This is a genomic window from Pseudobacteriovorax antillogorgiicola, assembly GCF_900177345.1.
Classification (GTDB): Bacteria; Bdellovibrionota_B; Oligoflexia; order Oligoflexales; family Oligoflexaceae; genus Pseudobacteriovorax; species Pseudobacteriovorax antillogorgiicola.
Genome location: NZ_FWZT01000002.1, coordinates 380,651 through 404,472, shown reverse-complemented (window position 1 = coordinate 404,472; position 23,822 = coordinate 380,651). Strand labels below are relative to the sequence as shown.

The 23,822-nt window shown below is 48.1% G+C and carries 19 protein-coding genes; 13 read left to right on the top strand and 6 right to left on the bottom strand.

What is annotated here, in order from left to right; translation table 11 throughout:
* Nucleotides 1-17: 17 nt before the first annotated feature.
* Nucleotides 18-317 (bottom strand): hypothetical protein, encoded by a 300-nt coding sequence (locus tag B9N89_RS04145; RefSeq protein ID WP_132315058.1) that lies wholly within the window; start codon nucleotides 315-317, stop codon nucleotides 18-20.
* A gap of 180 nt (nucleotides 318-497) precedes the next feature.
* On the opposite strand from B9N89_RS04145, the gene rdgC reads away from it, so the two are divergent.
* Nucleotides 498-1,163, top strand: coding sequence for a recombination-associated protein RdgC (gene rdgC / locus B9N89_RS04140; RefSeq protein WP_132315060.1), 666 nt, complete (start codon nucleotides 498-500; stop codon nucleotides 1,161-1,163).
* Nucleotides 1,164-1,188: 25 nt separating this feature from the next.
* A complete protein-coding gene (locus B9N89_RS04135) occupies nucleotides 1,189-1,770 on the top strand; it encodes a methyltransferase family protein (RefSeq protein ID WP_132315062.1) in 582 nt (193 codons plus the stop codon).
* Between the two features lie 29 nt (nucleotides 1,771-1,799).
* On the opposite strand, the gene B9N89_RS04130 is transcribed toward B9N89_RS04135, so the two are convergent.
* The 3 genes from B9N89_RS04130 to B9N89_RS04120 form a co-directional block, all read right to left on the bottom strand.
* Nucleotides 1,800-4,343 carry a hypothetical protein gene (locus tag B9N89_RS04130; protein WP_132315064.1) on the bottom strand — a complete coding sequence of 848 codons (2,544 nt, stop codon included), beginning with the start codon at nucleotides 4,341-4,343 and terminating at the stop codon, nucleotides 1,800-1,802.
* An 87-nt stretch (nucleotides 4,344-4,430) separates the two neighbouring features.
* Nucleotides 4,431-4,991 (bottom strand): elongation factor P, encoded by a 561-nt coding sequence (gene efp, locus B9N89_RS04125; RefSeq protein ID WP_132315066.1) that lies wholly within the window; start codon nucleotides 4,989-4,991, stop codon nucleotides 4,431-4,433.
* 133 nt (nucleotides 4,992-5,124) lie between these two features.
* Nucleotides 5,125-5,793 (bottom strand): NlpC/P60 family protein, encoded by a 669-nt coding sequence (locus B9N89_RS04120; protein WP_132315068.1) that lies wholly within the window; start codon nucleotides 5,791-5,793, stop codon nucleotides 5,125-5,127.
* Nucleotides 5,794-5,908: 115 nt separating this feature from the next.
* On the opposite strand from B9N89_RS04120, the gene B9N89_RS04115 reads away from it, so the two are divergent.
* Complete coding sequence (locus tag B9N89_RS04115; RefSeq protein ID WP_132315070.1) at nucleotides 5,909-6,367, top strand: hypothetical protein; 459 nt, start codon at nucleotides 5,909-5,911, stop codon at nucleotides 6,365-6,367.
* 118 nt (nucleotides 6,368-6,485) lie between these two features.
* Nucleotides 6,486-8,126 carry a pyridoxal-dependent aspartate 1-decarboxylase PanP gene (panP, locus tag B9N89_RS04110; RefSeq protein ID WP_412535398.1) on the top strand — a complete coding sequence of 547 codons (1,641 nt, stop codon included), beginning with the start codon at nucleotides 6,486-6,488 and terminating at the stop codon, nucleotides 8,124-8,126.
* 143 nt (nucleotides 8,127-8,269) lie between these two features.
* Here panP and B9N89_RS04105 read toward each other — a convergent pair whose 3' ends face one another.
* Together B9N89_RS04105 and B9N89_RS04100 are read right to left on the bottom strand one after the other, a co-directional pair.
* Entirely contained in the window at nucleotides 8,270-8,728 is a 459-nt protein-coding gene (locus B9N89_RS04105) for a YkvA family protein (RefSeq protein ID WP_132315074.1), read from the bottom strand.
* Nucleotides 8,729-8,761: 33 nt separating this feature from the next.
* Nucleotides 8,762-9,775 (bottom strand): amino acid ABC transporter substrate-binding protein, encoded by a 1,014-nt coding sequence (locus B9N89_RS04100; RefSeq protein WP_132315076.1) that lies wholly within the window; start codon nucleotides 9,773-9,775, stop codon nucleotides 8,762-8,764.
* A 194-nt stretch (nucleotides 9,776-9,969) separates the two neighbouring features.
* Between B9N89_RS04100 and B9N89_RS04095 the strand changes: the two genes are divergently transcribed.
* The 9 genes from B9N89_RS04095 to B9N89_RS04055 all read left to right on the top strand — a co-directional run bounded on the left by B9N89_RS04095 (nucleotide 9,970) and on the right by B9N89_RS04055 (nucleotide 23,787).
* Nucleotides 9,970-10,662 carry a 3'-5' exonuclease gene (locus B9N89_RS04095; RefSeq protein ID WP_132315078.1) on the top strand — a complete coding sequence of 231 codons (693 nt, stop codon included), beginning with the start codon at nucleotides 9,970-9,972 and terminating at the stop codon, nucleotides 10,660-10,662.
* On the top strand, nucleotides 10,659-12,263 hold the full coding sequence (locus B9N89_RS04090; RefSeq protein ID WP_132315080.1) for a carboxyl transferase domain-containing protein: 1,605 nt from the start codon (nucleotides 10,659-10,661) through the stop codon (nucleotides 12,261-12,263). Before B9N89_RS04095 ends, B9N89_RS04090 begins: the two co-directional genes overlap by 4 nt.
* 80 nt (nucleotides 12,264-12,343) lie before the next feature.
* Complete coding sequence (locus B9N89_RS04085; RefSeq protein WP_132315082.1) at nucleotides 12,344-14,146, top strand: acyclic terpene utilization AtuA family protein; 1,803 nt, start codon at nucleotides 12,344-12,346, stop codon at nucleotides 14,144-14,146.
* A gap of 9 nt (nucleotides 14,147-14,155) precedes the next feature.
* On the top strand, nucleotides 14,156-16,096 hold the full coding sequence (locus tag B9N89_RS04080) for an acetyl/propionyl/methylcrotonyl-CoA carboxylase subunit alpha (RefSeq protein WP_132315084.1): 1,941 nt from the start codon (nucleotides 14,156-14,158) through the stop codon (nucleotides 16,094-16,096).
* Nucleotides 16,097-16,280: 184 nt separating this feature from the next.
* The gene (locus tag B9N89_RS04075; protein ID WP_132315086.1) at nucleotides 16,281-17,324 is read left to right on the top strand and encodes a porin; all 1,044 of its coding nucleotides are present in this window, start codon (nucleotides 16,281-16,283) and stop codon (nucleotides 17,322-17,324) included.
* 221 nt (nucleotides 17,325-17,545) lie between these two features.
* On the top strand, nucleotides 17,546-18,793 hold the full coding sequence (locus tag B9N89_RS04070) for a hypothetical protein (protein WP_132315088.1): 1,248 nt from the start codon (nucleotides 17,546-17,548) through the stop codon (nucleotides 18,791-18,793).
* Nucleotides 18,794-18,823: 30 nt separating this feature from the next.
* Complete coding sequence (locus B9N89_RS04065) at nucleotides 18,824-21,658, top strand: zinc-dependent metalloprotease (RefSeq protein WP_132315090.1); 2,835 nt, start codon at nucleotides 18,824-18,826, stop codon at nucleotides 21,656-21,658.
* On the top strand, nucleotides 21,655-22,629 hold the full coding sequence (locus tag B9N89_RS04060) for a hypothetical protein (protein ID WP_159455130.1): 975 nt from the start codon (nucleotides 21,655-21,657) through the stop codon (nucleotides 22,627-22,629). The genes B9N89_RS04065 and B9N89_RS04060 overlap by 4 nt, the downstream gene beginning before the upstream one ends.
* Before the next feature lie 219 nt (nucleotides 22,630-22,848).
* On the top strand, nucleotides 22,849-23,787 hold the full coding sequence (locus tag B9N89_RS04055; protein WP_132315094.1) for a hypothetical protein: 939 nt from the start codon (nucleotides 22,849-22,851) through the stop codon (nucleotides 23,785-23,787).
* Nucleotides 23,788-23,822: the final 35 nt, after the last annotated feature.

Here is a 23,822-nt window from a genome sequence, read left to right as displayed (position 1 = left end):
CTTAAGGCTTGGTAGGCTTAGACGATTTTGGACTTACTCAACTTCTCATTGAAGACGCAGAGAATTAAAGATCTAACGTGTTTTCGATTTTCTTCAATAGCTCGCAAGATAAGCTGATAGTCGTCCTTCGAGAAATGGCTATCCTGTTTACCATTCATCTCCATGAAGCACTTGATTCTTAGGTTTTCCAAATAAACAGCCTTGCTTTCGTAAAGCCTTTTAAGGGTATCATGGTCGACGCCATCGGCGATGATCGGTTTCAACAACTCACCCATGATTTCCTGATAAGTTTCGTAGTCCGTTGCAAAATCTCCCATGGAGACCACCTCGCATCCTGCGATCAATGTCAATCCTAATACGTGAGTCTTCGGTGTCAGGCGCCAAAACTTTAACGGTTAAGGTGACGCACAGCTAGGTCAAGTTACAAAAATAAAGAGATTGTAAATGAAAGTCCTTGAGATATACTTACGTCCTATAAAGAAAAAAGGAGTTTTTGAGTGACGATCTTCAGCGGCAGTTTTTCGGCCAGTCGGTATCATATTATCGGCCGGAAATCACAGTTTAAATTAGCTGAATTAAACCAAAAGTTAAAAACCTATCAGGCTAGACCACTCCAGCTTAAAAGCTCCAAAGAGCTTAGCTTTGGCTGGGAGCGCCCTTCGGTCATTGACCCTGAAGCTAACGCCGAAACAGCCCACTGGGATATGTCAGACTGTCAGTTTGACGAAGGCTACTTGATGCGTATCCGGATCGAGAAGCGAAAAGTCCCGAGCGCCCTGCTCCAGATCGTTTTTAAACGTAAGATCGAGGAACTTAGTGAGCGCAACGAAGGCAAGCCCGTTTCCCGCAAGCAGCGTAAAGATTTGCTTGAGGAGTCTCGCTTAGAGCTATTTGAGCAGTGTCTCCCCAATGTTAGCTTCGCTGATGTGTACTGGCATGAAGAGCGGCACGAGGTATTTTTGTTTTCCACAAGCAAAAGTATTCAGATCATCTTTGAAGAGCTGTTCAAGAAAACTTTTTGCGAGCATCTGAATCTAAGCTTGGTTAAGGTTCTTCCGCCTCTACTAGGCATGAGTCAGGATGAATGGCAGTCGGGTGCGAAGACCATAGACAGAGTTAGCCATGCGCTACCTAGTGAATTAGTTTCCACAAGCATTTCATAGTTGAACGGGCAGAGAGGACAAAGCAATGGCAATCGATCGGCAGTCGAAGATCTCAATTGGTCAGTGGTTTTTCAGAAATCGCGACTATACTCCTATTCCACTTATCATCTTACTGTTGTTTTTTGGTAAGCCTACAGTCGCAAGTGCTAGCCTGGGCTTATTGTGCGTAGTCTTTGGGGAACTCATCCGTATCTATAGTGTAAGTTTTATAGGCGGGGTATCGAGAACCCGATCTGATAGCACTGGTCAGAGCCTTGTTGCAACTGGCCCCTTTTCAATGGTGAGAAATCCTTTATATCTGGGCAATTTCTTTATCTCCTTCGGTTTTTCTTTGTTTGGCGGAGAAGCCTGGATTGCCCTACTGACCGTAGCGATGTTTGCCGTTCAGTACTTCTTCATCGTTCAGTATGAAGAATCGATCTTGTCGCAAAAATTCGGAGATGAGTACAGCAACTATAGAAAAAGGGTTCCAGCATTCATCCCCTTGAATCTACCCAAGCTGGAGCAGGTTGAGTGGCCAAGAGATTTTTCTCCAGCACTCAAAAGTGAGAAGCGCACCCTCACCACCATCTTCGCCTTGCTGGCATTTCTCATCGCCCTCAGTTAACGACCTCACATCGAGCTAGAAGTTTACATCTAACTCGATAAGCTAAGGATCGTCGCTGCACTCGGTAGCGGTCGATCCCGCAGCATCTGCCAGAATACTCTCACTCCGTCCTCAGGCTCCCACTGAAAACCACGGTAACCAAGCGCCATCCAGATTCGCTGCAACTTATCGTAACTAACCTGTACCCAAGGTAACTTAGACTTTGGTTCAATTCTGCTGGTGATTTTTTTTAAAGCTACTCGATAGCGACCTGCTGCCATTAAGCCTTCCAGATAGTCACCCCACGCTTCGATGAAATAATCATCCAAACTTAATGACTGAAACAGTTGCTCCGTTTGATGGAGATCCATCGCCTCAAAAATAGTGCAGACAATGCCTAGGAGTTGAGTAAAGGCCGGCTCGTCCTGCCAATCATCAAGGTACTGAACAAAGTGTTCCAGCTTTTCGCTCGACAGGCTGAGGTCAACACCCTCAAAAAAGTTTTTGACGCGACTCCGTGTACTATCGCCAGGGCTTGTGAGGATACTATCGATCACAATCAACCAAAAGTGACCAAAAGACTCGTCTAGTTCATCCTCAACGGCAAAGCTACTCAGATCTTCGTCGCTAGCCTGGCCCAACTCCCCAATCACTGCAGACTCTACCCCATCAGGTTCAATCGGAACATGTTCATCATTCGTGTCAATAAGCCCCCCAGGGGTACGATGATCGAATGACTCCTCTAGGGCATGTGCGCCTGATTCCTCTTCAGTTTCTGCCATTGCATCTTGTTGCGCTGTTAAGTGCTCTCGGGATGACTCAGCCTGAGTGTCTTCGTTCAGTGATGAAAATGCGAACGTTTGATCTGACGGTGGTGCTACGGCGAGTTGAGTCTGTTTGAGTTTTTGAGCTTTCTGCCCCATCTCCGAAAGATCAATTGGGCGCTTGTTGAGGGCTGTGACATTCGTCGCATCATGTTTCGCCTTGCGAATCTCTTCTTCACGAGCCTTTTTAGCAAGCTGCTCTTGCTCCTGACGCTTCTTCAGTTCTGCTGCTGCTCGCGTTGCCTCGGCTTCTCTTCGAGCGGCATTGGCTCTCTCCTCACCTGCACGGCGTTCCGCTGCAGCCCTCTCCTCGGCCGCCCGCTGTTGAGCTAAAGCTTGCTCTGCAGCTCGCCTTTGAGCCACTTGTTGTTCCTCTTGCTCCTGTCGCTGCCTTCGTACCTCTTCTTGGGCAGCTCTTTCTTGTGCCTGTTTAAGCTCAGGACTAACTTGATCAGGGCTTGCTTTTGTACCTTCATTGCCCAGAACAGACCAAATCTCGTCTGCAGACTTATTATCAAAGAATGGTTGCCGAGTAGAGTGTGGCGTAGAAGTATCTGGTGCTACTTGAGCAGGCTGCCTTACATCTTGCTGTGGAGTCGGTGGTTTTGGAGACACTACAGGTGTTGTGGGTGGCAATTGCTGTTTCGGTGTCGGCGAAGGTTTTTGGGGTTGCGACGGAGTTTTATGATTATCTTGAACCTGATGCTTAGGGGGAACTAAAGGGTTTTGCTTGTCTCTCGCAACTTGCCCAGGAGCCTCCTTCATAGGAATCTTGCTTTTTTGATCATGGCCACCGAGTTCATTCATGTTTTGAATGATCGTCGCTTGATCAAATGATGCTGACAAATCTTGGCCATCAGTTTTCTTTTTTCCTGGCAGGATCAAGGTTGCATCATCTAGAAACGACTTCAGCTTCTGCCTCACAGGCCTTGGAGGCTTTTTCGCTGGTTGAGTTGGTTGTCCTTGTTTTGGGGGTTCAGCGGGGCGTTGCTCTTCGACTTTTTTGCGCTTATTGAGGGTTGAAAAATCAATATTACTAGCCTGGTCGGGTGCAGATTTTTGTTGATGCACGCGAGCCAACTCTTGCTCAAAGCTCATCTCATTAACCTTAGTACCAATCTCCGGCTCGTTTTGCTTGATTTCCGCCTCTCGCTTCTTCTTATCACCAAGGACGTTGCTACCAAGTTTTTGTTCGACAGCCTTAGAGATTCCATGACGTGAATCACGAACTTTCTTTCCAGGCACCCCTGGTCTGTAGACACCAGAAAAATCTTGGCTTCCTGCTTGCTTGGGAAAATGAATCCGCCTTTTGGCATCGCGAGCCTCCGGCTTCACTGCCGATTTATCTTTTACTTGTGGGATTGCTGGCTTCTGACTCGGTACCCTCCGTACTAAACTTTGCTTTTTTTTCTCTCGATTGAGTTTGACCCACTCCGAGTGCTTCGCTCGCAACTTCTCCATTTCATGACCGATCAGCTCCGCCTTGCCATCCCTACCCAATGCTGTAAAACAAGCTTTGACAACTTCCAGAACTTGAATCTCTTGGGAATGCCCGTTAGACATAGCTCTAGCTTCTTGAAGCGCCATATAGGAAACTTTAAGTGCAATCATGGGATTGGACTTTACAAGTATGGTCCCCATGCGAAGATAGTAACCCATCCTCTTCTGGCTTGGTTCGTCTATCAGAAGTGAAAGAAAGCGATCAATATAGGTGTCGTTGGTGGGAGACCCCGCGATCTTCTTGAGAAAAGCTTCTAAGCCCTTGGCCATCATACCTCCGCACTAGGGGTGCTGTTCGGAGATATTGTATCATGGCCAACAAGGCTGAGAGGCTTCTGGAAACTCAGATAAGCATTACTACTTAACCTTTTCTACGTACTCTGACGTACGAGTATCAATCTTGAGCTTGTCCCCTTCGCTAATATGAAATGGAACTGTGACAGTTAATCCGGTTTCTAGAGTCGCCGGCTTGCCACCGCCAGACGACGTATCACCCTTAATGTTTGGCTGCGTCTCACTGACTACTAACTCCACGAAGTTATCCACTTCTACAGAAACAGGACGTCCTTGGAAGAACGTGACCTTGACGATGCTGTTTTCAATAATAAAATTCTTGGCAGTGCCAATATCGTCGTTACTTAGCTCAACCTGGTCGTAATGTTCCATGTCCATAAATGTGAATGCGGTGCCATCGGTGTAAAGATACTGCATGTCTTTGGTTTCAAGATCCGGTACAGCAACTTTCTCACCAGACTTGAACGTCACCTCGAGCACCTGAGCTGTTTCCAAGTTTTTTAATTTGGTGCGTACAAAGGCAGCGCCCTTCCCTGGGTTGACATGCTGAAAATCAACAATCACATAGGGTTTGCCATTGTATTCAATCTTGAGGCCTTTTCGAAAGTCGGTGGTTACGTACATAGATCATATCCTAAAGAACTATTAGTTGGTTCCGTATTAAGAAGGGTTTTATACGAAATCTTAGTTCAGCCCGCAAGGAAATGTCTCGGCATTTTGGCAAGGACTGTGGAGCTATCCCAATGGTGAACAGGATCTATAGCTTCGAGCGGACACCGTATTTCGGAGAGAGTGTTCGCCGAAGTTCTTTTAACAAACTCTCATGGCGTAGCACTTTCTGCAGAGGGCCCTTGTAAGTTTTAAACGTCACGAGGGTTTGCCTTTGGATTCCCTGACCTGGGCCACGGACCTCCTTACCCGACGTTGCATGGACCACATGACCAGTCCCAGGTTTGATGACCTTCTCCACGATGACCACGTGACCAGGATAGACTAACAAATCCCCCGGCAATGCCCGAGAGGCGCGATTGCCAAGATTCACCCAGCCATACCTTCGCCGCAAGGTATCCGTCGGTAAATCACGCATCTGACTGGTTGTAAGGTAGGGAGCACGCAAGCCTGCCTGGGTAAAAACAAGTGAGACAAAGTGTGAGCAATCCAAACTACAGCTCCGGCAAACCGGGCAGACTTCCAAGCGACGGTTCTTTTGAGGCACTTTTTCAGATAAACAGCTAGTGCAAGCATCGCAATGAGAAGAGTGGCCCAATTGCTTGCCGCCGTAAACATAGGACACATTAGCAAGATTTAGGATGCGGTCGGCTTCCTCCAGGACGCTCTGGCGAAGAGGGAGCTTCGTTCCCGACAGGCCATTTTGTGGAAGAAGCATGAACGCTACCACTAGAAAAACCGAGGAATAATGTGTCATGATATCTCCCTTACAGAAACTAGCTCCATAGTAGCAGACACCCGAGGATCTGCGAAGCAATCCCTAAAAAAGCCTTGCGTCAACCGGTCATGAGGCATATGCTGGCACACTTACGTTGACTCGATCTGCCGGAACCCTAATGGACACGACACCAAGGCATAGCCCATGGTACAGCGAAGAACCCAGCACCTATAAAACCTTTCCATTTCATGGCAAGGTCCGCATGATTGTGCCTTGTGAGCCGTGGAAGCTGGTACTCAGCCTTTATGGGATTGAGATCAACAAGCAGTGGATTCGCGCTGGGATAGACCGTAAGGCATTCGAAAAGCACTTTACTTTCGATGACTTGGCCTTCATTTTTCGCCTAGACGACCGCTACGGGATCCAGTTGGAGCCTGAGCACGATCATCTTCCAACACCGCTGATTAGCGGCGAACTGAGCCGACGTGATGTAGAGGGCAACGGCTTACAACTACAATTTACCTTCTTGGAACCGTCTCAGGACCTCGAAGAACTCTTGGCAGAATTAGAAAGCCAGCATAACTACCAGGAACTACCCAAGCACTTTTCTTGAAAAATCTGAGAATTAGCCGACAAGATACTGTGGCGGACTCGATATCGTCGCAGAATTGATTGCTAAGGATATGAAATATTGCTATTTCAAATACCTTATTTTACGTCAATTTTACCAAATAACTGGGGAAGGTAGCATCTTGTCACAGAAGCCAGACGTAACCCTAGAGACGCTACACAAAATCTTCACAATCCCCGAAAGTGAAGATAGCACACTGGGTCAGATAGAAAAAAAAATCTCTGAAAACCTTCTTGGATTTTTAAAGGAGCATATCGTCTCGGCTGAAACAACGCCAGCCAACCTTGAGAGGATGTTTCGTGAATTCAAGGTGCCCGAAGACCCAGTTTTCGTCTCCGAGCAAGCAGAGTTCTTGCTCAACAATGTGGTCTCTCAGTCAGTTCATACAGCCTCCCCTCGCTTTGTCGGCCATATGACCTCTGCCTTGCCCTACTTTATGCTGCCCCTGTCGAAAATGATGATTGCTCTCAATCAGAACCTGGTAAAGATAGAAACGTCTAAATCCTTTACTCCTTTAGAGCGCCAGGTGATTGGCATGGTTCATCACCTTATCTACGGCAACAGCACCATGTTCTATAAGAGACATACCCAAGACCATGAAGTAGCTCTAGGCACTTTCTGCTCCAACGGCACAATCGCCAATATCACTTCGTTATGGGTCGCTCTTAACAAGTGCTTTCCACCACGAAAAGACTTCGCCGGAGTTTCCGAGGACGGCCTTCACACAGCTCTACAAGAGTACGAAAAAGACGGTGCTGTGATTCTGGTCTCGCAACGGGGCCATTACTCGCTAAGCAAGGCTGCCAACCTTCTAGGCATCGGCAAACGCAATCTCATATCGATTCCCACCGATGACCGCAACAAGATCCAAGTTGATGTTCTCAGAGAGCAGGTACTCCGCTTTAAGCAAGAAAATAAGGCAATCATCGCCATCGTAGGCATCGCCGGCACCACAGAAACCGGCAGTGTCGACCCACTATCTAAGATCGCTGATTTGTGCCAAGCCGAGGATATCCATTTTCACGTGGACGCAGCTTGGGGCGGGCCTACCCTGTTTTCCTCCACCCATCGCTCAAAGCTAAGAGGAATAGAAACCGCTGATTCAGTAACGTTTGATGCTCACAAGCAGCTCTACGTGCCGATGGGTGCCGCCTTTGCCGTTTTCAGGGACAAGGGTGACCTGGCCTGTATCGAGCATCACGCCGAGTACATCATTCGAAAAGGCTCCCGTGACTTAGGCCGGAAGAGCCTGGAGGGCTCACGGCCTGGAATGGCCATGCTGGTTCATTCAGGGTTTCGAATCATTGGGCGCCGCGGCTACGAAATGTTGATCGATATGGGTATCGATAAAGCTCAACTGTTTGCAAAAATGATTCAAGAAGCTCCGGATTTTGAGCTGATTACCAAACCTGAACTTAATATCCTAACCTATCGCTACGTTCCTGAAAACGTTCAAAAAGTTCTCGGCACAGCCTCTTACGAGGAGCAACGTAGACTCAACGACCATCTCAACCGGTTGACTGTCACCATTCAGAAAGAACAGCGTGACAAGGGCAAAAACTTTGTATCACGAACCGCATTGCAGCCGGTCAAATATGACCGTAAAACCATCAATGTGTTCCGCGTGGTGCTCGCCAACCCCTTGACCAAAGAAAAGCATCTGCTCGAAATCCTTGACGAGCAGCGCAAGATTGCACGAACGCTCATGCGAGGAGAGTCTTGGTCAAAGACAGGAACCTAGTGTTACAGCTAAGTACCCAGTCAAGTTGAATTCTCGGCTCGGCGACAAGGAGCGAACGGGGAGACAGTACGTGCTGGGTACGGTGACGAGCGCGTGACAAAGTCAACAACGCCGAGGCTTCAAATCGACTAGGCACTAGTGCCTTATTGGGAGCTGTCTTGCCATTCAGCATCCTCTGCATCGGGGTCCCTACTAGGTGCAGGTGTGATGTCAGCCCTCTGGCTATCTTTGCGCCAGAGATCGTATTCTACAAGGTCATCGTGAACTGCTTTCAAAACATACACTAGAACCGTAGCATCATCCAAAAGCCCTTTTAGAGGGATAAAGTCCGGCACGATATCAAATGGGTTCAGAAAGTAGATAAAAGCGCCTACCACAATCAGTAGCGATTGCCACGGAACTTTCGTATAGCGACGCTTGATCACGTCCTTCATCATACCTAATGCCAGTTCCATGTCTTCACGAAAGTCTGCAAACCGAGGCAACGACTTCCGGCTGTACTTGCTCTGAACTCTGGAGATAAAAGACATCGCTTGATCTGGCTGCTTGAGCAGATCGCTGGCACGGCCCTTCAGGCCTTCTAAAATTTCGTTCACATTCATAAGCTCTTTGTCCTTGCTTTTGGATTCAGTTTTTTAGCGAATTGGCATGGGGTAGTGCAGCCCACCATCAATCCAGAGACGATTGAGACCCCGAGCAATCTTTAAGGGGCTATCCTGACCAAGGTTACGTTCGAAGACCTCCTCATAGTTGCCGACCTGCCGAATCACCTGGTACGCCCAGTCATTTTTTAAGTTGAGCTGACTCCCCAGTTTGCCATCTAAGCCTAACATACGTGCTGTGGCTGAGTTAGCCGCCTTCATCTTACTATCGATATTTTTCGAGGTGATGCCTAATTCTTCGGCATTTAACATGACAAATAGGGTCCAGCGAACCGCATCAGACCACTCGTTGTCACCGTGACGAACCACAGGCCCAAGAGGCTCCTTAGAAATAATCTCCGGCAGGATCTTGTGATCTTCAGGGGTTTTCAAGAGGAGTCGTAGAGCATAGAGACCTGACTGATCCGTTGAATAGGCATCGCAGCGACCACTCTCGTAGGCTTTAAGGGTTTCATCGGTCTTTTCAAAAGTCATCAGTTTGTACTTTTTTCCTTTGCCCTTAAAGTAGTCTTCAATATTTAGCTCGGTGGTGGAGCTAATATTAGCACAAATGGTGACCTCATTGAGTTGCTTCACCGATGTGATCCCTTGACTCTTACGGACCATAAACCCTTGTCCGTCATAATAAGTCACTCCCACCCAGTCGAGACCCAAAGAGCTATCCCTGGCAAAGGTCCAGGTGGTATTGCGGGAAAGAAGGTCTACCTTTCCTGTCTGCAGAGCCGTAAAACGCTCCTTTGACGACAATGGCTTAAATACAACTTTGGCTGAGTCGCCCAGAACAGCTGATGCGACAGCGTGACAAAACTCAACATCGATTCCACGCCACTGCCCTTTTGCATCAGGACTAGAAAAACCAGGTAGGCCTTGACTCACTCCACAGTGCAGTTGTCCCCGCTTTCTCACCTGTTCTAAGGTTCCTGCAAACCCTACTTGATTCCATGACAGCGCCAACTCTACAGCAACAACCCATGCAACTAGCCGCATATGCTCTCCTGTGATCATGTTGTGGGATATTATCCTACCTTTGGTTATAGCAAAATCCCCACCATGGCAAAACCTTCACTGGGCAAGGGAGAGGTCAAATGTCACTCCTACGTGATAATCAGGCTGGCTGCTTGCCGAGGGGGTAGGAATAAGCTAAAAAATGTCTGAATTTTGTTAACAGGAATGGCGGTCCTATGTCACTATTACAACACTCGATGTTTCAGTCTGTGTTTTTTCCCAACGAAGACGACGAAGCGTCAGGGCGTCAGCACGAACTGCTCTTGCAAAAGGTCCTTCGCTATCGGGCTCCGACCAATCGCCTGATTCGCGATTGCCGACTGGTGGTATTCGACTTTGAGACCACTGGCCTAGACAGTTACAAAGACCGGATCATTGAAATCGGTGGCCTCGTCGTAGAAAATGGCAAGGCGGTGGACGAGTTTTCGACTCTCATCAAGCCAGATATTCCCCTGCCAACAACAGCGTCTAAAATTACTGGCATTACAGAGGAGATGCTAGCGGACCAACCCAGCATCGAAGACGAACTACCCAAATTTCTAAAATTCATCGAAGGCTCAATCCTAGTCGCCCACAATGCCGAATTCGATATGGCTTTCCTTCGCAACACCTGTGAAAGGCTCGGCTACCAAATCCAGTGGCCTTCCTTTTGTACCTTGAAACTTGCGCGGGCTCTACTTCCAGATTTAGAAAGCAAGAACCTCGATACCTTAGCGCAGCACTACCAACTAAGCTTCGAAGCGCGTCACCGTTCCATTGGTGACTGTAAGGTAACGAGTGCCGTGCTGCAGTCTTTCCTTTCATCCGAAGGCTCCCACCTGGAATATTGGAACGACTTCGAACCTTATGCGGTAGGACAAAACATATGAAAATTGAATCGAAACTCGATACCTCCAGCGCTGGCTTTTTAGACAACGTTGAGCACCATAAGCATCTGGCAGAAGAATTGATCACAAAGCTTCAAACCGCTGCCGAAGGCGGTGGTGAAAAAGCTCGGAACTATCTTGAAAAACAAGGCAAGCTCAGCGCGCAGGCACGGATCGATCTTTTGATCGATCCTGATAGTCAATTTCTCCCCTTATCTTCTCTTGCCGGAGAGGAGTTGTACGACACGCCAGTTCCCGGCGGTGGAATCGTCACGGGCATCGGTATCGTTCATAACCGCCCTTGCATGATCGTTGCCAACGACGCTTCGGTCAAGGGTGGGACTTATTTTCCCATCACTGTGAAAAAGCATCTTAGAGCTCAAGAGATTGCAGAGAAGAATCACTTGCCCTGCATTTACTTGGTCGATTCAGGTGGAGCTTTTCTGCCAATGCAAGACGAAGTTTTTCCAGATAAGGATGACTTCGGCAGGATCTTTTATAATCAAGCCCGCATGAGCGCCAAAGGCATACAGCAAATCTCTGCTGTCCATGGCTTTTGCACTGCTGGAGGGGCTTACATTCCGGCAATGTCTGATCAAAGTGTGATTGTAAAAGGTACCGGAACAATATTTTTAGCCGGACCACCTCTTGTAAAGGCAGCTACAGGGGAAGATGTTACTGCCGAAGAATTAGGAGGAGCACGTGTACACACCAGTATCAGTGGTGTTGCCGATCACATGGCAGAAAATGATGAACATGCCTTGCAGATCGTTCGACAGATTGTAGCTCACTTCGGCAAGGCTAAAGCCAGTCATGTTGCCATCAAGAACCCTGAGCGACCCCACTACCACCCTGATGAAATATTGGGCGTCGTACCCAAAGATCCTAAGAAGGCTTATGACATCCGTGAGGTGATTGCACGGGTTGTTGATGGCTCGCAGCTTTTCGAGTTTAAGCCCAACTACGGCACGACTTTGGTCACAGGCTTTGCGCATATTGAGGGGATGCCAGTAGGCATCATCGCTAACAACGGGGTCTTATTTTCAGAAAGCGCTCTGAAAGGCACCCACTTCATTGAGATGTGTACCCAAGAAAAGATCCCTCTTCTTTTCCTACAAAATATTACGGGCTTCATCGTAGGTAAAAAGTATGAGCACGGTGGTATTGCCAAAGATGGCGCTAAGCTGGTTCATGCAGTCGCCAACGCTAACGTCCCTAAGATCACCTTGATTGTTGGCGGCAGTTACGGCGCAGGAAACTATGGGATGTGTGGCCGCGCATACGATCCCAACTTCTTGTTCATGTGGCCCAACGCCAAGATCTCTGTGATGGGCGGAGAGCAAGCAGCCAATGTTCTCGCTACTGTGAAGCAACAACAAATGGCCAAGAAAGGTGTAGAGCTGAGCGAGGACGATATCGATCAAATTCGCCAGCCAATCCTTGCCAAATACGAAAAGGAAAGCTCCGCATACTACTCCAGCGCAAGACTCTGGGACGATGGCATCATTCATCCCAAGGACACCCGGCGAGTTTTGGCAAGAGCTTTAGCCGCGACCATACATCATCCATGGCAAGATACCAAAAACGGTATTTTCCGCATGTAAACTGACCACGGTTCACTTCAACGACAAATAGGAGTTCGAAAGATTCGGACTCCTCCTGAAAATAGAGAGGGGCACACATTATGAGTAGTAAAACCATTAGCATCGGTAATGCGGGCGGCTATTGGGGCGATGACCCCACAGCCCTAGAACGCCAAGTGAATGGCGGTAAGCTCGATTATATCACTATGGATTTCCTGGCAGAAATCACCATGTCTATCATGCAGAAGCAAAAATCCAAAGATCAGAGCCTAGGGTATGCGCGCGATTTTATCGGTATGCTTAGGCCCATATTAAAGAAGCTGCTTCAAGATAAAACCACAATCATCACCAATGCGGGGGGGATCAACCCTCTCAGCTGCGCGCAAGCCATTCACGCTTTAGGGCAGGAGCTTGGTGAAAGCCCCAAGATAGCTATCGTTTATGGCGACGATATTCTTACATCTATCAACGATCTCCACAAAGACGGCGTTGCCTTCACCAACATGGAAACCGGAGAATCTTTCTCTGAAGTCGCAGACGACATAGAATCTGCCAATATCTATTTTGGTGCAGCACCCGTGGTGGAAGCTCTCAAGTGGGACCCCGACATCATCATTACTGGTCGCGTGACCGACACGGGCATTACCATGGCCGCTATGATACATGAGTTCGACTGGGCTCTCGATGACTGGGATCGCTTAGCCCATGGAATCGTCGCCGCTCATATCATGGAGTGTGGCACCCAATCCACTGGCGGTAACTTCACAGATTGGCATTTGGTACCATCTTTTGACAAAGTCGGCTTTCCGATCGTTGAAGCCTCTGAAGATGGTTCTTTTATTGTCACCAAGCATAGCAACACCGGCGGTCTAGTTTCAGTCGATACCGTTCGCGAACAGCTATTCTATGAGATGGGCAACCCAAAAGCCTATATCACTCCCGATGTGATCGCCGATTTCTCTAGCATTCAACTCGAACAAGCTGGTCCAGACCGGGTTAAAGTCTTCGGCATCCGCGGCGAGGCACCCACGCCTCTCTACAAGGTGTCCATGGCCTACGAAGACGGATTTAAGGCTATTGGCTCCATTATCATCTCTGGCCCCAATGCTAGGGCTAAGGCTGAAACCTTCGCCAAGATCCTGTGGGATCGCCTAGAAGGGGACTTCGAGGAGAGATCCACAGAATATGTTGGTTGGAACGCTTGTCATCGATCCCTCGTACAACAAGAAGATGGCAACGAGATCCTGCTCCGGCTAGGCGTTCGGGCCAAGGATGAGAAGACGATTCGTATCTTCGGCAAACTCGTACCATCTCTTATTCTTTCCGGACCTCCCGGGGTGGCCGTGCTAGGTGGTGTTCCACGGGCGCAAAAGGTAGTTAGCTACTGGCCTGCATTGATGCCAAAAGATATTGTGCATCCCAACATCGCCTTGCTCAAGGACGGACAAATTTGCGAAGAAAAGCAGGTTACCAACACTGCTACAGGGGAATTCGTTCCTGTCGAGGACTGCCTCGTCGCAGAATCACCCAAGCAAACGATTGGCCAAAGCTTGGCCGAGCAAAAAGATGATTGGATTCCTCTAGGAAAGCTCTGCCTTGCTCGCAGTGGCGACAAAGGAGATTCTGCAAATATTGGAGTCCTGGCTCGAAGCGAGAAAATCTACGAATTCTTAGATGGATACCTCACAGCACAAAAGGTAAAAGACTTATTCCAAGAACTTTGCTTTGGAAAGGTAACTCGCTATTCATTGAAGAATATGAATGGGTTCAACTTCTTGCTGGATCAATCTCTCGGCGGCGGCGGTACTAAAACTCTAAGAATCGATGCCCAAGGCAAGACCTTTGCCCAAGCCCTGTTGAGGCAACGAGTGCCTGCTCCCCGTGAACTTTTAGACGAGCTTTAAGGACAATTTATGACTCAGATTAAACGTCTATTCATCGCTAACCGTGGGGAAATCGCTAGGCGGATCGCCCAAACGGCACGCAAGCTCGGGATCGAAACCGTATGCATTGCTCAGCGGGACAGGGTACCCGTATTCCTCAAACCATTGATCGATCAGTTTCATTTGGTAGATGAGGAGAACTCCGCTCTATACCTCAATGCTGAGACGATGATTCGCATCGCCAAGGAAAACAATTGTGATGGAATTCATCCTGGCTTTGGCTTTTTATCAGAAAATGCAAGTTTTGCAGCTGCGGTGAGCGCAGCTGGCTTAGCTTGGATCGGGCCAAAGTCAGATGCGATCGAGGCCATGGCTTCCAAGTCTGCCGCTCGTGAGCTAGCTCAGAAAGCTGGAGTCCCCTGCGTTCCAGGAATTCAGGGGATTGATATTAGCCAGTCGGAAGCTCCCCTAGTTCAGTTTGTGGAGTCTGCCGGCCTGCCCGTCCTGATTAAAGCAGCTCTCGGCGGCGGCGGTAAGGGCATGCGAGTGGTCCGATCTCAGGACGAGCTTATTCCTGCTATGCAACGGGCCAGTTCAGAAGCGCTCAACTCCTTCGGTGACGGCAGCCTGATCGTTGAAAAATTCCTGGAAAACCCCCGTCATGTTGAAGTCCAGATTCTTGGTGATCACCACGGCAACGTGGTAAGCGTCGGCGATCGCGACTGCTCGGTACAAAGACGCCATCAGAAGGTGATCGAAGAAGCTCCAGCGCCGTTTCTTCACCCCGAAACCAGGCGTAAGATGCATGAGGCCGCCATTAGGCTTGCCAAAGAAGTCGGGTATAGTTCTGCAGGTACGGTGGAGTTTTTAGTAGAAGGCTCCGACGCTGAAAGTGAGCAGGGCTTTTACTTCTTGGAGATGAACACTCGCTTGCAGGTAGAGCACCCTGTATCCGAAGAAGTTTTTCAAACAGATCTTGTCGCGTGGCAGCTTAAAGTAGCAATGGGAGAAACTGTTGTAGGCCAGATTCCTGCAAATTCCCGTGGCCACAGTATCGAGGTAAGAATCTACGCCGAAGACCCCAGCAACGACTTTTTTCCAGCCCCAGGACCAGTCTATGGTTTTGAACCATTCCAACATGCTCATGTCCGCTGGGAGATTGGCCTCGACCCGATTGATGAAGTAAGCCCCAATTTTGACCCGATGGTTGCCAAGCTTGTCACTACCGGGGAAACCCGCTTGGATGCAATTCGGTATATGAAGATGGCTCTGGATAAGACCGTCTTTTGTGGGCCAATCCACAACATGGAGTTTATTTCAGAGATCATGGCCGACGAGATCTTTCTGAAAACTGTTATGGGAACTCGCTATATCGAAGAAAGGCGCGAAGACTTACTGGGGCTGATGGCACGCAAACGAGCCAGCAAACAGGATTTAGCAGATCGTGTGTTGATTCAGTTGGCGAAGTCTCCCCTAGAAAGCCAAGAAATTTGCCAGGTGACTCGCAATGCCTTTCAAACTCATAGCGGTGAGCAAGTAAAATTAAGCCCCAGCTTGCATTTTACCTGCTCCAGCTTTCCTCCCAAATCCGTAGAAATTGGTACTGGAGAAGGCATCCTAGCTAGCCAAACTGTCCGGTTTCAGTATGCTAAGACTCTTGCTCCAGAGGGGCAGTTCGTCTTCTGCAAGATTGACGGTCAAGGATTTCAAAGGCAAATTCCTAGAGAAGATAGCCCCGTTGGTAAGTCGGCAGAACAGGAAAACGCTATTGTCGCACCGGTACCGGGCAAAGTGATAAAGGTTTTAACCTCAAATGACGCTGAGGTAAAAGCAAAGCAAACTGTGGTCATTTTGGAGTCCATGAAGATGGAGTTTGAAGTTCAGGCCAACAAAGACGCAAGGATTAAAGAAGTTGTTGTTAAAGAGGGCCAGCAAGTTAATGCTGATGAACTTTTAATCAATCTTGCTTAGTCAACTTACCTTTCGGAGGCCTTTGGCCTCTGCCTTTCCTTTTAAGTGCGAAACCTGAATATTATTCTCTTTCCTTTACACAATCTTCATAGTAACTCTTCCCCCAATGAAGGAGACTGCGACACTTGCCCGGAAGATTGATATAATCTAAAGGCAAAGACGCAAAGATTATGGGAGAGACTCGATGTTCAGACACTTAGGATTATGGAGCGTAGGAGCGCTAGCTATTGGCTATGGAATTCCTCAAATAGCAGTAGCATCCGATGTAAAGGTTTATGGTAAGTTAATTGGAGCTTATGCCCAGCAAAGCACTTCGGAAGCGGAACTTTCTGGAACGCGGGTGAGCAGTTCAGGCAGTCGCTTTGGAATCAAGGCCAGTGAAAAAATTGACGATAACCATGAAGTTTTCGCAAAGGTTGAATTTGGCCTTTCTTTAACGAGCGCTTCGTCAACAGTGAGCAAGAGGGATCAATATTTAGGCCTCAAAACTGATATTGGTTCGTTTAGCATCGGTATTCGCGACACTCCCTACAAAAAAGCTAAAGTTGATATTTTTGCTGATACCTTCGGCGACCACAATGCCATTATCAGTAGTGGAATCGAGCGGCGAGGCGAACAAGCACTAGCCTACATGTCGCCAGAGATTGCTGGCTTGCAAGTTTATGCACAGTATTCGGATGCTGCTCAGCCAGGATTTGATGGTTCTGAGAACTTTTTCAGCGTTTCACTAACCTATAAACTAGCACCGCTGAAAGTGATGCTAGCTCACGAAAAAATCGCCCGACAGGATTACCAAGACGACGATGATCAATCAGTTTCAGCCGATGATCTCACAGCGACCAAGCTCACCGTAACAGGCAAGTTTGGGGACGCATCTGCAGCTGTGGTTTACGAGATGATAGCTGACGAAACTGGTGATACCCAACTCGATCGCACGGCCTACGGTGCCAATGGTACTTATAGGGTGGGCCAGTGGGAAGGACTACTCGAATACCTCATCGCTAGTGAAAGTGAAACAGAAGCTGGTAAAGACGGGGCAACAATGGCAACATTTGCAGTCAAGCGCCATCTTAGCGATCAGTTTTCTTACTATTTGATGGCCTCAAACCTGAGCAACGACGAGAACGGGTCGTATAAACCCAAAGCCTTCTCTAGCGACTTAACCGCCAGCGGCACCGCTGAAGAGAGCTACACCTCCGCAGGGGTGGGGATGATTTTTAAGTTCTGAAATCAAACAGCTGTCTAGACCTTTGACACCCTCTTTCGCAGATTGTCTGGACGGCCAGTTAATAGTTCCCCATGTTATCGCTAGCTTAGAAATGGCGTAAAAGTTGCTGTAAAGCCTTTAACTTGGGGACACCAACACTCTGAATTCTGCACTCCAGATCACAGTATTTCCTGCCGATAAGAACCCCAGCCCATGTAAAAGTTATTTTAGGGGAGAGGGGAATGCTCAGATTTATTGTAGCTACACTTTTTCTATCGCTGTTCGCTTGCGAAGAAAATTATGAGAAAAATAAACCCTACAGTGCACCCGCCCTGCCAGCCACGGCCGATGTGGTAGGTAATCGCGTATTGACGCCGACCAATCCTAATGGTGGCGATGTTGTAGGAAAGTTTGAGCCGCTCGACCCTGAAGAAAGCGAGCGACGAAAGGCACTCAATGTCATTCAGCCTATCCTATGGGGTGAGTCCATTGCTGGGATCACGATGACCACGGCTTTTTCGGAAGCTAGCTCCATCCTCTCTAATTCCGTAGGCACCAATGGCTTTTTCGTTTTCTACTCTGAGCATGTTGCAATTGCTTGGACAGGTGCCGAGCCAAACGTCCCGTTTGCCATCGTCGCACTTGATGGCTATGGTGGCAGCCTGAGTGTGGGAGGCTCCATTGGCGATATAAAGATTGGAAGTGATCTCAGTTCGCTCCTTGGTAGCTACGAGCAGAATCAAGAATTTGTTCGCACCTTAGCCAGAACCTTCGATGGTCAGGGAGCCGGTTACGACTGCTTTGCTCTGAACACCTGCCGCTACCTAGAGTTTAACGACGGATTCAAGCAGCTAGAATTCCGCCGAGGAGTGATCAGCATTGATAATCAAAATAGAATTTCACTCATCTATAGCCTTATGGACCAAACCTATCCAGCGCCTCTAACTGGTGATTATGTCTACGGCCAATCTCTTGGTGGCCTCACCCTAGCATCCAACCGTACCACCACAGAGCAGGCCATAGGCTTTCCCGTCTCAGAGGATGCCTTCTTTGATTTCTATGACAGCCTTAACATTGGTATCCAGTGGGGTGGAGATAATAGCCCCCTTGTGATCATTGCCCAGAACCGATTTGCTGGTGATATCAATATTGGTGACAGCATTACCAAAAAAATCGGAGATAGCATGATCGATATACTCGACACTCCCCCTGATCCAGCCACCGTCAGCGATGCTGAATTGGTAGAAACTCATGCTCCTGCCTTGATCCAAAAACTGGAGCGAATTCTTCACAACCGGGCCGCTGATTATAACTGCTTGGAGCCTGGCGTTGATGTGACTCCAACTTGCAAGCTTGGGATTTTCGACGATCAGCTGGTGCTCGATTTGCCGGAAGGAGCTTTCCTTCTCCAAAGGAAGGGCACCATGGACCTCGATGTAGTGTCTTTAACTGCACCTAGAACATTCGAAGAAGAAGAAACCGCAGAATAAGCTATTACACTCTTCAGGAGATCGGGATATATGAAACACTTGGCGTTGATCACAACAATTGGACTAGCTTTCAGCCTTGCCTGTGCTAAAAAGCGACCGGTTGAGAAGGTTCAGACTCTCGACGCGAGTCGATGGGCAAAAGGGGTCTTTGAAAATGGCCAGAAGTGGCTTTATAAGGTCACCATAGTTAATAATACTGCGAATGCCGCGCTAGGCTTCGTAGGCCTTCAAAGCGATATGCGTCTCGGTACATTCCGTTTCACTGAAAACAGCCTTGAGTTCCTGTCATCCGAAGAGGTCTTCGGTGACGACACCAATAATGCTAAAGTGATCAACTCTTGGAGCGGTACCCACAGCGACTACCATCGTGCTGTGGTGGGTGGCCAAGTGAGCAACGTGGAATCCGAAAACGACGAAATTCCATGGAACGAAAAGAGTTTCTTTATTGTTGATTGGACGTCAGCCATCGTTTCTGAAGAAGACAGCTTTGGATACGGAATAAGAGGAAGCAGATGTTTCGACAAAGCAGGCTCTCGCCTTATTAAGGACTCTGAATCCATCGAAAGTGAGCATGTAACATTTACGATTGCTGTTGATTTCAAAGGCAATGGCAAATGTGCCTGGACAGACGATATACAGACTCTTCATTACAAGTATAGTTTTATTCCAGATAAGCCTACTGACTACGAGCCCTACGTTTATACTGGTGAAGTTGATCCACTTATGAAGAAGTACGGATACTTCAATACGGTCGTACCCCGTGTTGATGCTAATAATCGCCTTCAATATGACTTTGTCATGAATCGCTGGGACCCGAAGAAGACCCACACATTTTACTTCGCTGAAGATTTCCCCAATGAATACAAATGGATTTATAATGATCCAGAAGCAGGTATTTTTGCCCGGACCAATAAACTATTCGAAGAGAATGGCATTGCCACCCGATTCGAAATACAAGATAACGATGGCAGTAAGAAATTCGGAGATCTCAGATACTCCTTCATCAAGTTCATCGATCACCCAGAAAGACAAGCCCCTTTAGGCTACGGACCTTCGGATGCTCACCCGATCACTGGCGAAATCATCACGGCCAACTCAATGATGTGGATCAGCGACCTTAAATTTTACGCCCTAAGATATCGAGACGAAGTGGAATATGAAAAAATTCAAGACGCTAGTTCAAGTATTTATCGAGAGATGGGTAATATCCTAGGCAACGGTCCTACCAACTGGACCGAGACGGCAGGCTTCCTTGAGAATGCTGACCTATCTTTCTACTATCGCTACCTAGTTCCTGAATTTACTTACAGCAGCCCAGGTAACTATTTTACCCGCGCGATCGACAACACACCCTTCCAGGGCTATGAGCGCACAAATCAGTATATTGTCGACAAACTAGGACCAACATCTAGCTTACCGACACATCTTCAAGCAACGGAAGAGACCATTCGCGAAGGCCTAGAAAAATATGCAAATGCGGAAAAATATGGCAACAATAGCTTTACTGTATTCGAATTCAACGAAGCTATCTTTGGCAATAGTGGCAATACTTTTCAAGATGCGACTTCAGAACAAGTCATCAATGACATCCTATACCGGGTGGCTGTTCACGAGTTTGGTCACAATCTCAATTTAAGACATAACTTTTATGGTTCAGTGGATGCCCGTATCAACCGGATTCGCGGTGAGGATCTTTCATTGAAGCGAACAAGCTCGGTCATGGATTATCTAACTGGTAGTGATGAAGTTGGTCTTGCTTATGACTGGGAAGACTACGATCGCGCCGCCTTGCTCTACGCCTACAGCGACGGCAAAGTGGATATGGCTAAAAAAACGGGAATTGTGCATCTATACTGCACCGACGACCATGAATTTTTCAACCCGATGTGTAACACATTTGATCAGGGAGCAACACCCACTGAAATCTTAATGAGCATGATCGACAACTACGATTCAAGCTATCGTTGGCGAAACTTCCGCTATGACCGAGCGATTTGGGACACTCGATCTTACGAAGGCCGAATGCTTCAGACTATGCTGAGAATTAAGTTAATGGTTAAACTGTACCAGGAAACCTTCCTACCTTCCCAAGTTGCCCAGGAGATGGCTGGATTGGATTTCCTGAGTCCAACTTTTAAAGACAATCTCACAGCTTTTATACGGCAGGACATTACAGAAGCAGTGAAGCTATCAGCGGCCTTCTTCGCTGCGGTAATCAAGCAATCATCTTTCGATCGGGACCACTCTAACCTCTACGATGAGTTCACTGGCCAGTTAAAGCAAGTGGGAATCTACCCTGATAAAGCATGGGCGCAACGATTCTTGATGTTTGACGATGCCTTCCCGTTGAATCCCAATTTTGGCTTCATCCCTGTTTCCTACATCAATCTCCGATCGAATACGCAGATCGGACCTGTCGTCGACAGCATCTTATTCGACAGCTTTGTCAACGCCGGCGAAGCACCTTATACTGATTTCGATGATCTCGGTAGGCTCTACTACGGTATCAACGCCGCACGATTCTTCGACTTCGAGGGAGAACAAGGTGCCGTTGACCTTATGAAAATCGAATGCTTTACAAGCCGAACCTTTAACAGTCAGTTTGGAGTCGACAGTGCTACCCTCGACCCAGGCTTCAATCGCCTGACACCAGACTGGGCAACCTTGGATGCCAATGCCAACGACTACTTTAAGACCGAAACCGAAGTCCTAGCCACTGTCATCAATGACGAGGTTTACGTCACTGGCCCCACCAAGAATCGCTATGCTGCTGGCGTCTTTCTCAATAACGACCTCAATGGAGTTCTCAACAGCCATCGCTTCTACAAGGACATTACCAGAGGCGAGGTTGAAAGTTGCCAATGATCAAGGCCTTTATCACTGTTCTGGGCCTTTTTATTGCTGGTAGCACAGTAGTCGCAAAGCCCTATTACTGGTCTGGCTCCACCGCAGCCAGCTACTCTTCTGACTTTGAAGGCGCAAACCCCAGCGCCTTATTTAGTTTAGCGCTTAACTACCCTGTGTCCGATGTTTGGACTCTAGGACTGAGCCAGGCGGTCAGCAAAAAGTTTTATATTTTTCCCAACGAGGACGAATTCGGGCTAACCGACACGGTAGTTTCAACCAGTCACAAGCTGATACCCATATGGGGATTGGAACACACTGGTAGCTTTAGTCTGAGCCTACCGATCTCGGAAAGCTCTTTAGACAACGAAAAAATCACAACTGCTAAGGCAGCCTGGAGCGGAAGCCACTCCATCTTAGATAGTCAGCTGAGCCTAAGCTATGGCTTGAACGCCGCAGGCTATTTTTCCGTCTATCAATCTGAACTTAGCGACGACGGCCTGGGAGGCGCTCCTTTGCCCACAAGTAGCGTGGGTATCAGCCACGGCGGGTCCTATACCATGCTTGAATCTCTATCTGCCAACTACTCAATAAGCTATACCCGGGTTTGGTATTACAACCTAGACCCTGAAGTGACGAGTTTATTGATTGCCATAGCCGACGTTCCCAATGAGCTATTCAATAATACTATTGGCTTGACCTACAGTATGGACAAGGGTTTGAGCGTCAGCGCGGGCTTCAGCAAGGGTAATCAGATCACCCAGCTGGGCTCCATCGATCTCGCAATCTTCGACGCTGAGCTTACCCAATACTATTTGAGTCTTGCTTGGTCATTCTCAAAAGAAACCTTCTTTGATGTGAAACCTAAAAAGCGAAAGAGACTGAGACGTAAGGCGCCGAAGCCTACAGCTCCCGCCCCAACAGTTCCATCAAAGCCCGAAGACCCACCTCAACTGCAGGCTCCCTCTCCCCTTCCAACAGAATCGGAATAACGCGACTTAGATGATTCTAAATTCAGCTAGCTTAGAATCATGGAGTAAACTGCCGGAATATGTAGATCTGGCAGAAAAGTTTGTATTTAAGCCATGATGAGACTCGCTCTCATATTTACAGGCACCACGACAAATGGGATACTAGACCTGGTGCTTGATCCATGTGCCGATCAATACACCCCCTGGGATCTCCGATAAATTATCCCTTTAGGAGCTATCATGGCATTTCAAGACTTTGTCACCGAGTCAGGGTTAAAGATCCTGGCTATGGCTCGACTCAGCCAATGCGAATACAGTGTCGTACTTTACTTACTCAATTGCTCGGTATCTGGCCTGACCCAGCTAATTACCACAGAACAAGAGTTCGCTTCGCTCATCGGTTATGACGAGGAGACCCTCGATCGCGCCATGACAAATCTAGCGGAGCGAAATATCATATCGATCAAATATGGTGAGTATCACCAGCCCGCAGATCGACGGTCCATAAGGGTCGGCATGAAGTGGGACACCAACGAGTGGCAGCTGACATTCGATGAGGATGTCACCTCTCAGGATGCGATTGTGTTTCCCTTCCGTCGGGATTCAAATTTAACTGTTTTGCCTAGCACTGAGACCCAAACACCAACCATCAAGCATCCTTTGCCAACCTGGAAGCGGATTGTGGAAGCCTACCTTGAAGGCCGAGACGAAGAACTGGCGGATGAAGCCATGGACAAAGCCGAGCGGGATGCCAAGATATTAATTGATACCCACCCCGTCGATCAGGTGATACTGATGTTAAGGCACTTCGGGGATCGAGTCCCAACCTTAAGCCTGCTAGCCTCCTCATGGCAGCACTATCAGTCGATTTTCGAGGAAGAGACCGAGAAAGTAAACCTGATGGAAGCCCGGCACAAGCACCATGAGCTTGACCACCGGCTTCGGGATTCTGTGGATCTTCTACTCAAACAAAAGTCATCATTGAAGCTCAATGACGAGGAAATTACCGTGCTTGAAATCCTGTATAATCATCGCCACCCTCGCCGGCAGCTTTTTTGGGCCTATCAAACGCGAGCACGGTATCCAAACCTGAAGTCCTTTTTTGAAGACAATAGCTTCCTGATGCTACCGGTCACGTCATCTGGGGCTGTCGTCAAAAAGCGACCTCACCGAGATTGAGGATCAACTCATGTATTCACACTTGAGTTAGATCT

What these genes read in the sequence shown, in the direction of transcription:
- B9N89_RS04065 (WP_132315090.1), top strand. Translation starts at nt 18,824, where the DNA reads ATGAAACACTTGGCGTTGATCACAACAATTGGACTAGCTTTCAGCCTT.
- B9N89_RS04055 (WP_132315094.1), top strand. Translation starts at nt 22,849, where the DNA reads ATGGCATTTCAAGACTTTGTCACCGAGTCAGGGTTAAAGATCCTGGCT.
- B9N89_RS04085 (WP_132315082.1), top strand. Translation starts at nt 12,344, where the DNA reads ATGAGTAGTAAAACCATTAGCATCGGTAATGCGGGCGGCTATTGGGGC.
- B9N89_RS04130 (WP_132315064.1), bottom strand. Translation starts at nt 4,343, where the DNA reads ATGGCCAAGGGCTTAGAAGCTTTTCTCAAGAAGATCGCGGGGTCTCCC.
- B9N89_RS04060 (WP_159455130.1), top strand. Translation starts at nt 21,655, where the DNA reads ATGATCAAGGCCTTTATCACTGTTCTGGGCCTTTTTATTGCTGGTAGC.
- B9N89_RS04075 (WP_132315086.1), top strand. Translation starts at nt 16,281, where the DNA reads ATGTTCAGACACTTAGGATTATGGAGCGTAGGAGCGCTAGCTATTGGC.
- B9N89_RS04070 (WP_132315088.1), top strand. Translation starts at nt 17,546, where the DNA reads ATGCTCAGATTTATTGTAGCTACACTTTTTCTATCGCTGTTCGCTTGC.
- B9N89_RS04120 (WP_132315068.1), bottom strand. Translation starts at nt 5,793, where the DNA reads ATGACACATTATTCCTCGGTTTTTCTAGTGGTAGCGTTCATGCTTCTT.
- efp (WP_132315066.1), bottom strand. Translation starts at nt 4,991, where the DNA reads ATGTACGTAACCACCGACTTTCGAAAAGGCCTCAAGATTGAATACAAT.
- B9N89_RS04095 (WP_132315078.1), top strand. Translation starts at nt 9,970, where the DNA reads ATGTCACTATTACAACACTCGATGTTTCAGTCTGTGTTTTTTCCCAAC.
- B9N89_RS04145 (WP_132315058.1), bottom strand. Translation starts at nt 317, where the DNA reads ATGGGAGATTTTGCAACGGACTACGAAACTTATCAGGAAATCATGGGT.
- B9N89_RS04080 (WP_132315084.1), top strand. Translation starts at nt 14,156, where the DNA reads ATGACTCAGATTAAACGTCTATTCATCGCTAACCGTGGGGAAATCGCT.
- B9N89_RS04135 (WP_132315062.1), top strand. Translation starts at nt 1,189, where the DNA reads ATGGCAATCGATCGGCAGTCGAAGATCTCAATTGGTCAGTGGTTTTTC.
- B9N89_RS04090 (WP_132315080.1), top strand. Translation starts at nt 10,659, where the DNA reads ATGAAAATTGAATCGAAACTCGATACCTCCAGCGCTGGCTTTTTAGAC.
- B9N89_RS04105 (WP_132315074.1), bottom strand. Translation starts at nt 8,728, where the DNA reads ATGAATGTGAACGAAATTTTAGAAGGCCTGAAGGGCCGTGCCAGCGAT.
- B9N89_RS04100 (WP_132315076.1), bottom strand. Translation starts at nt 9,775, where the DNA reads ATGCGGCTAGTTGCATGGGTTGTTGCTGTAGAGTTGGCGCTGTCATGG.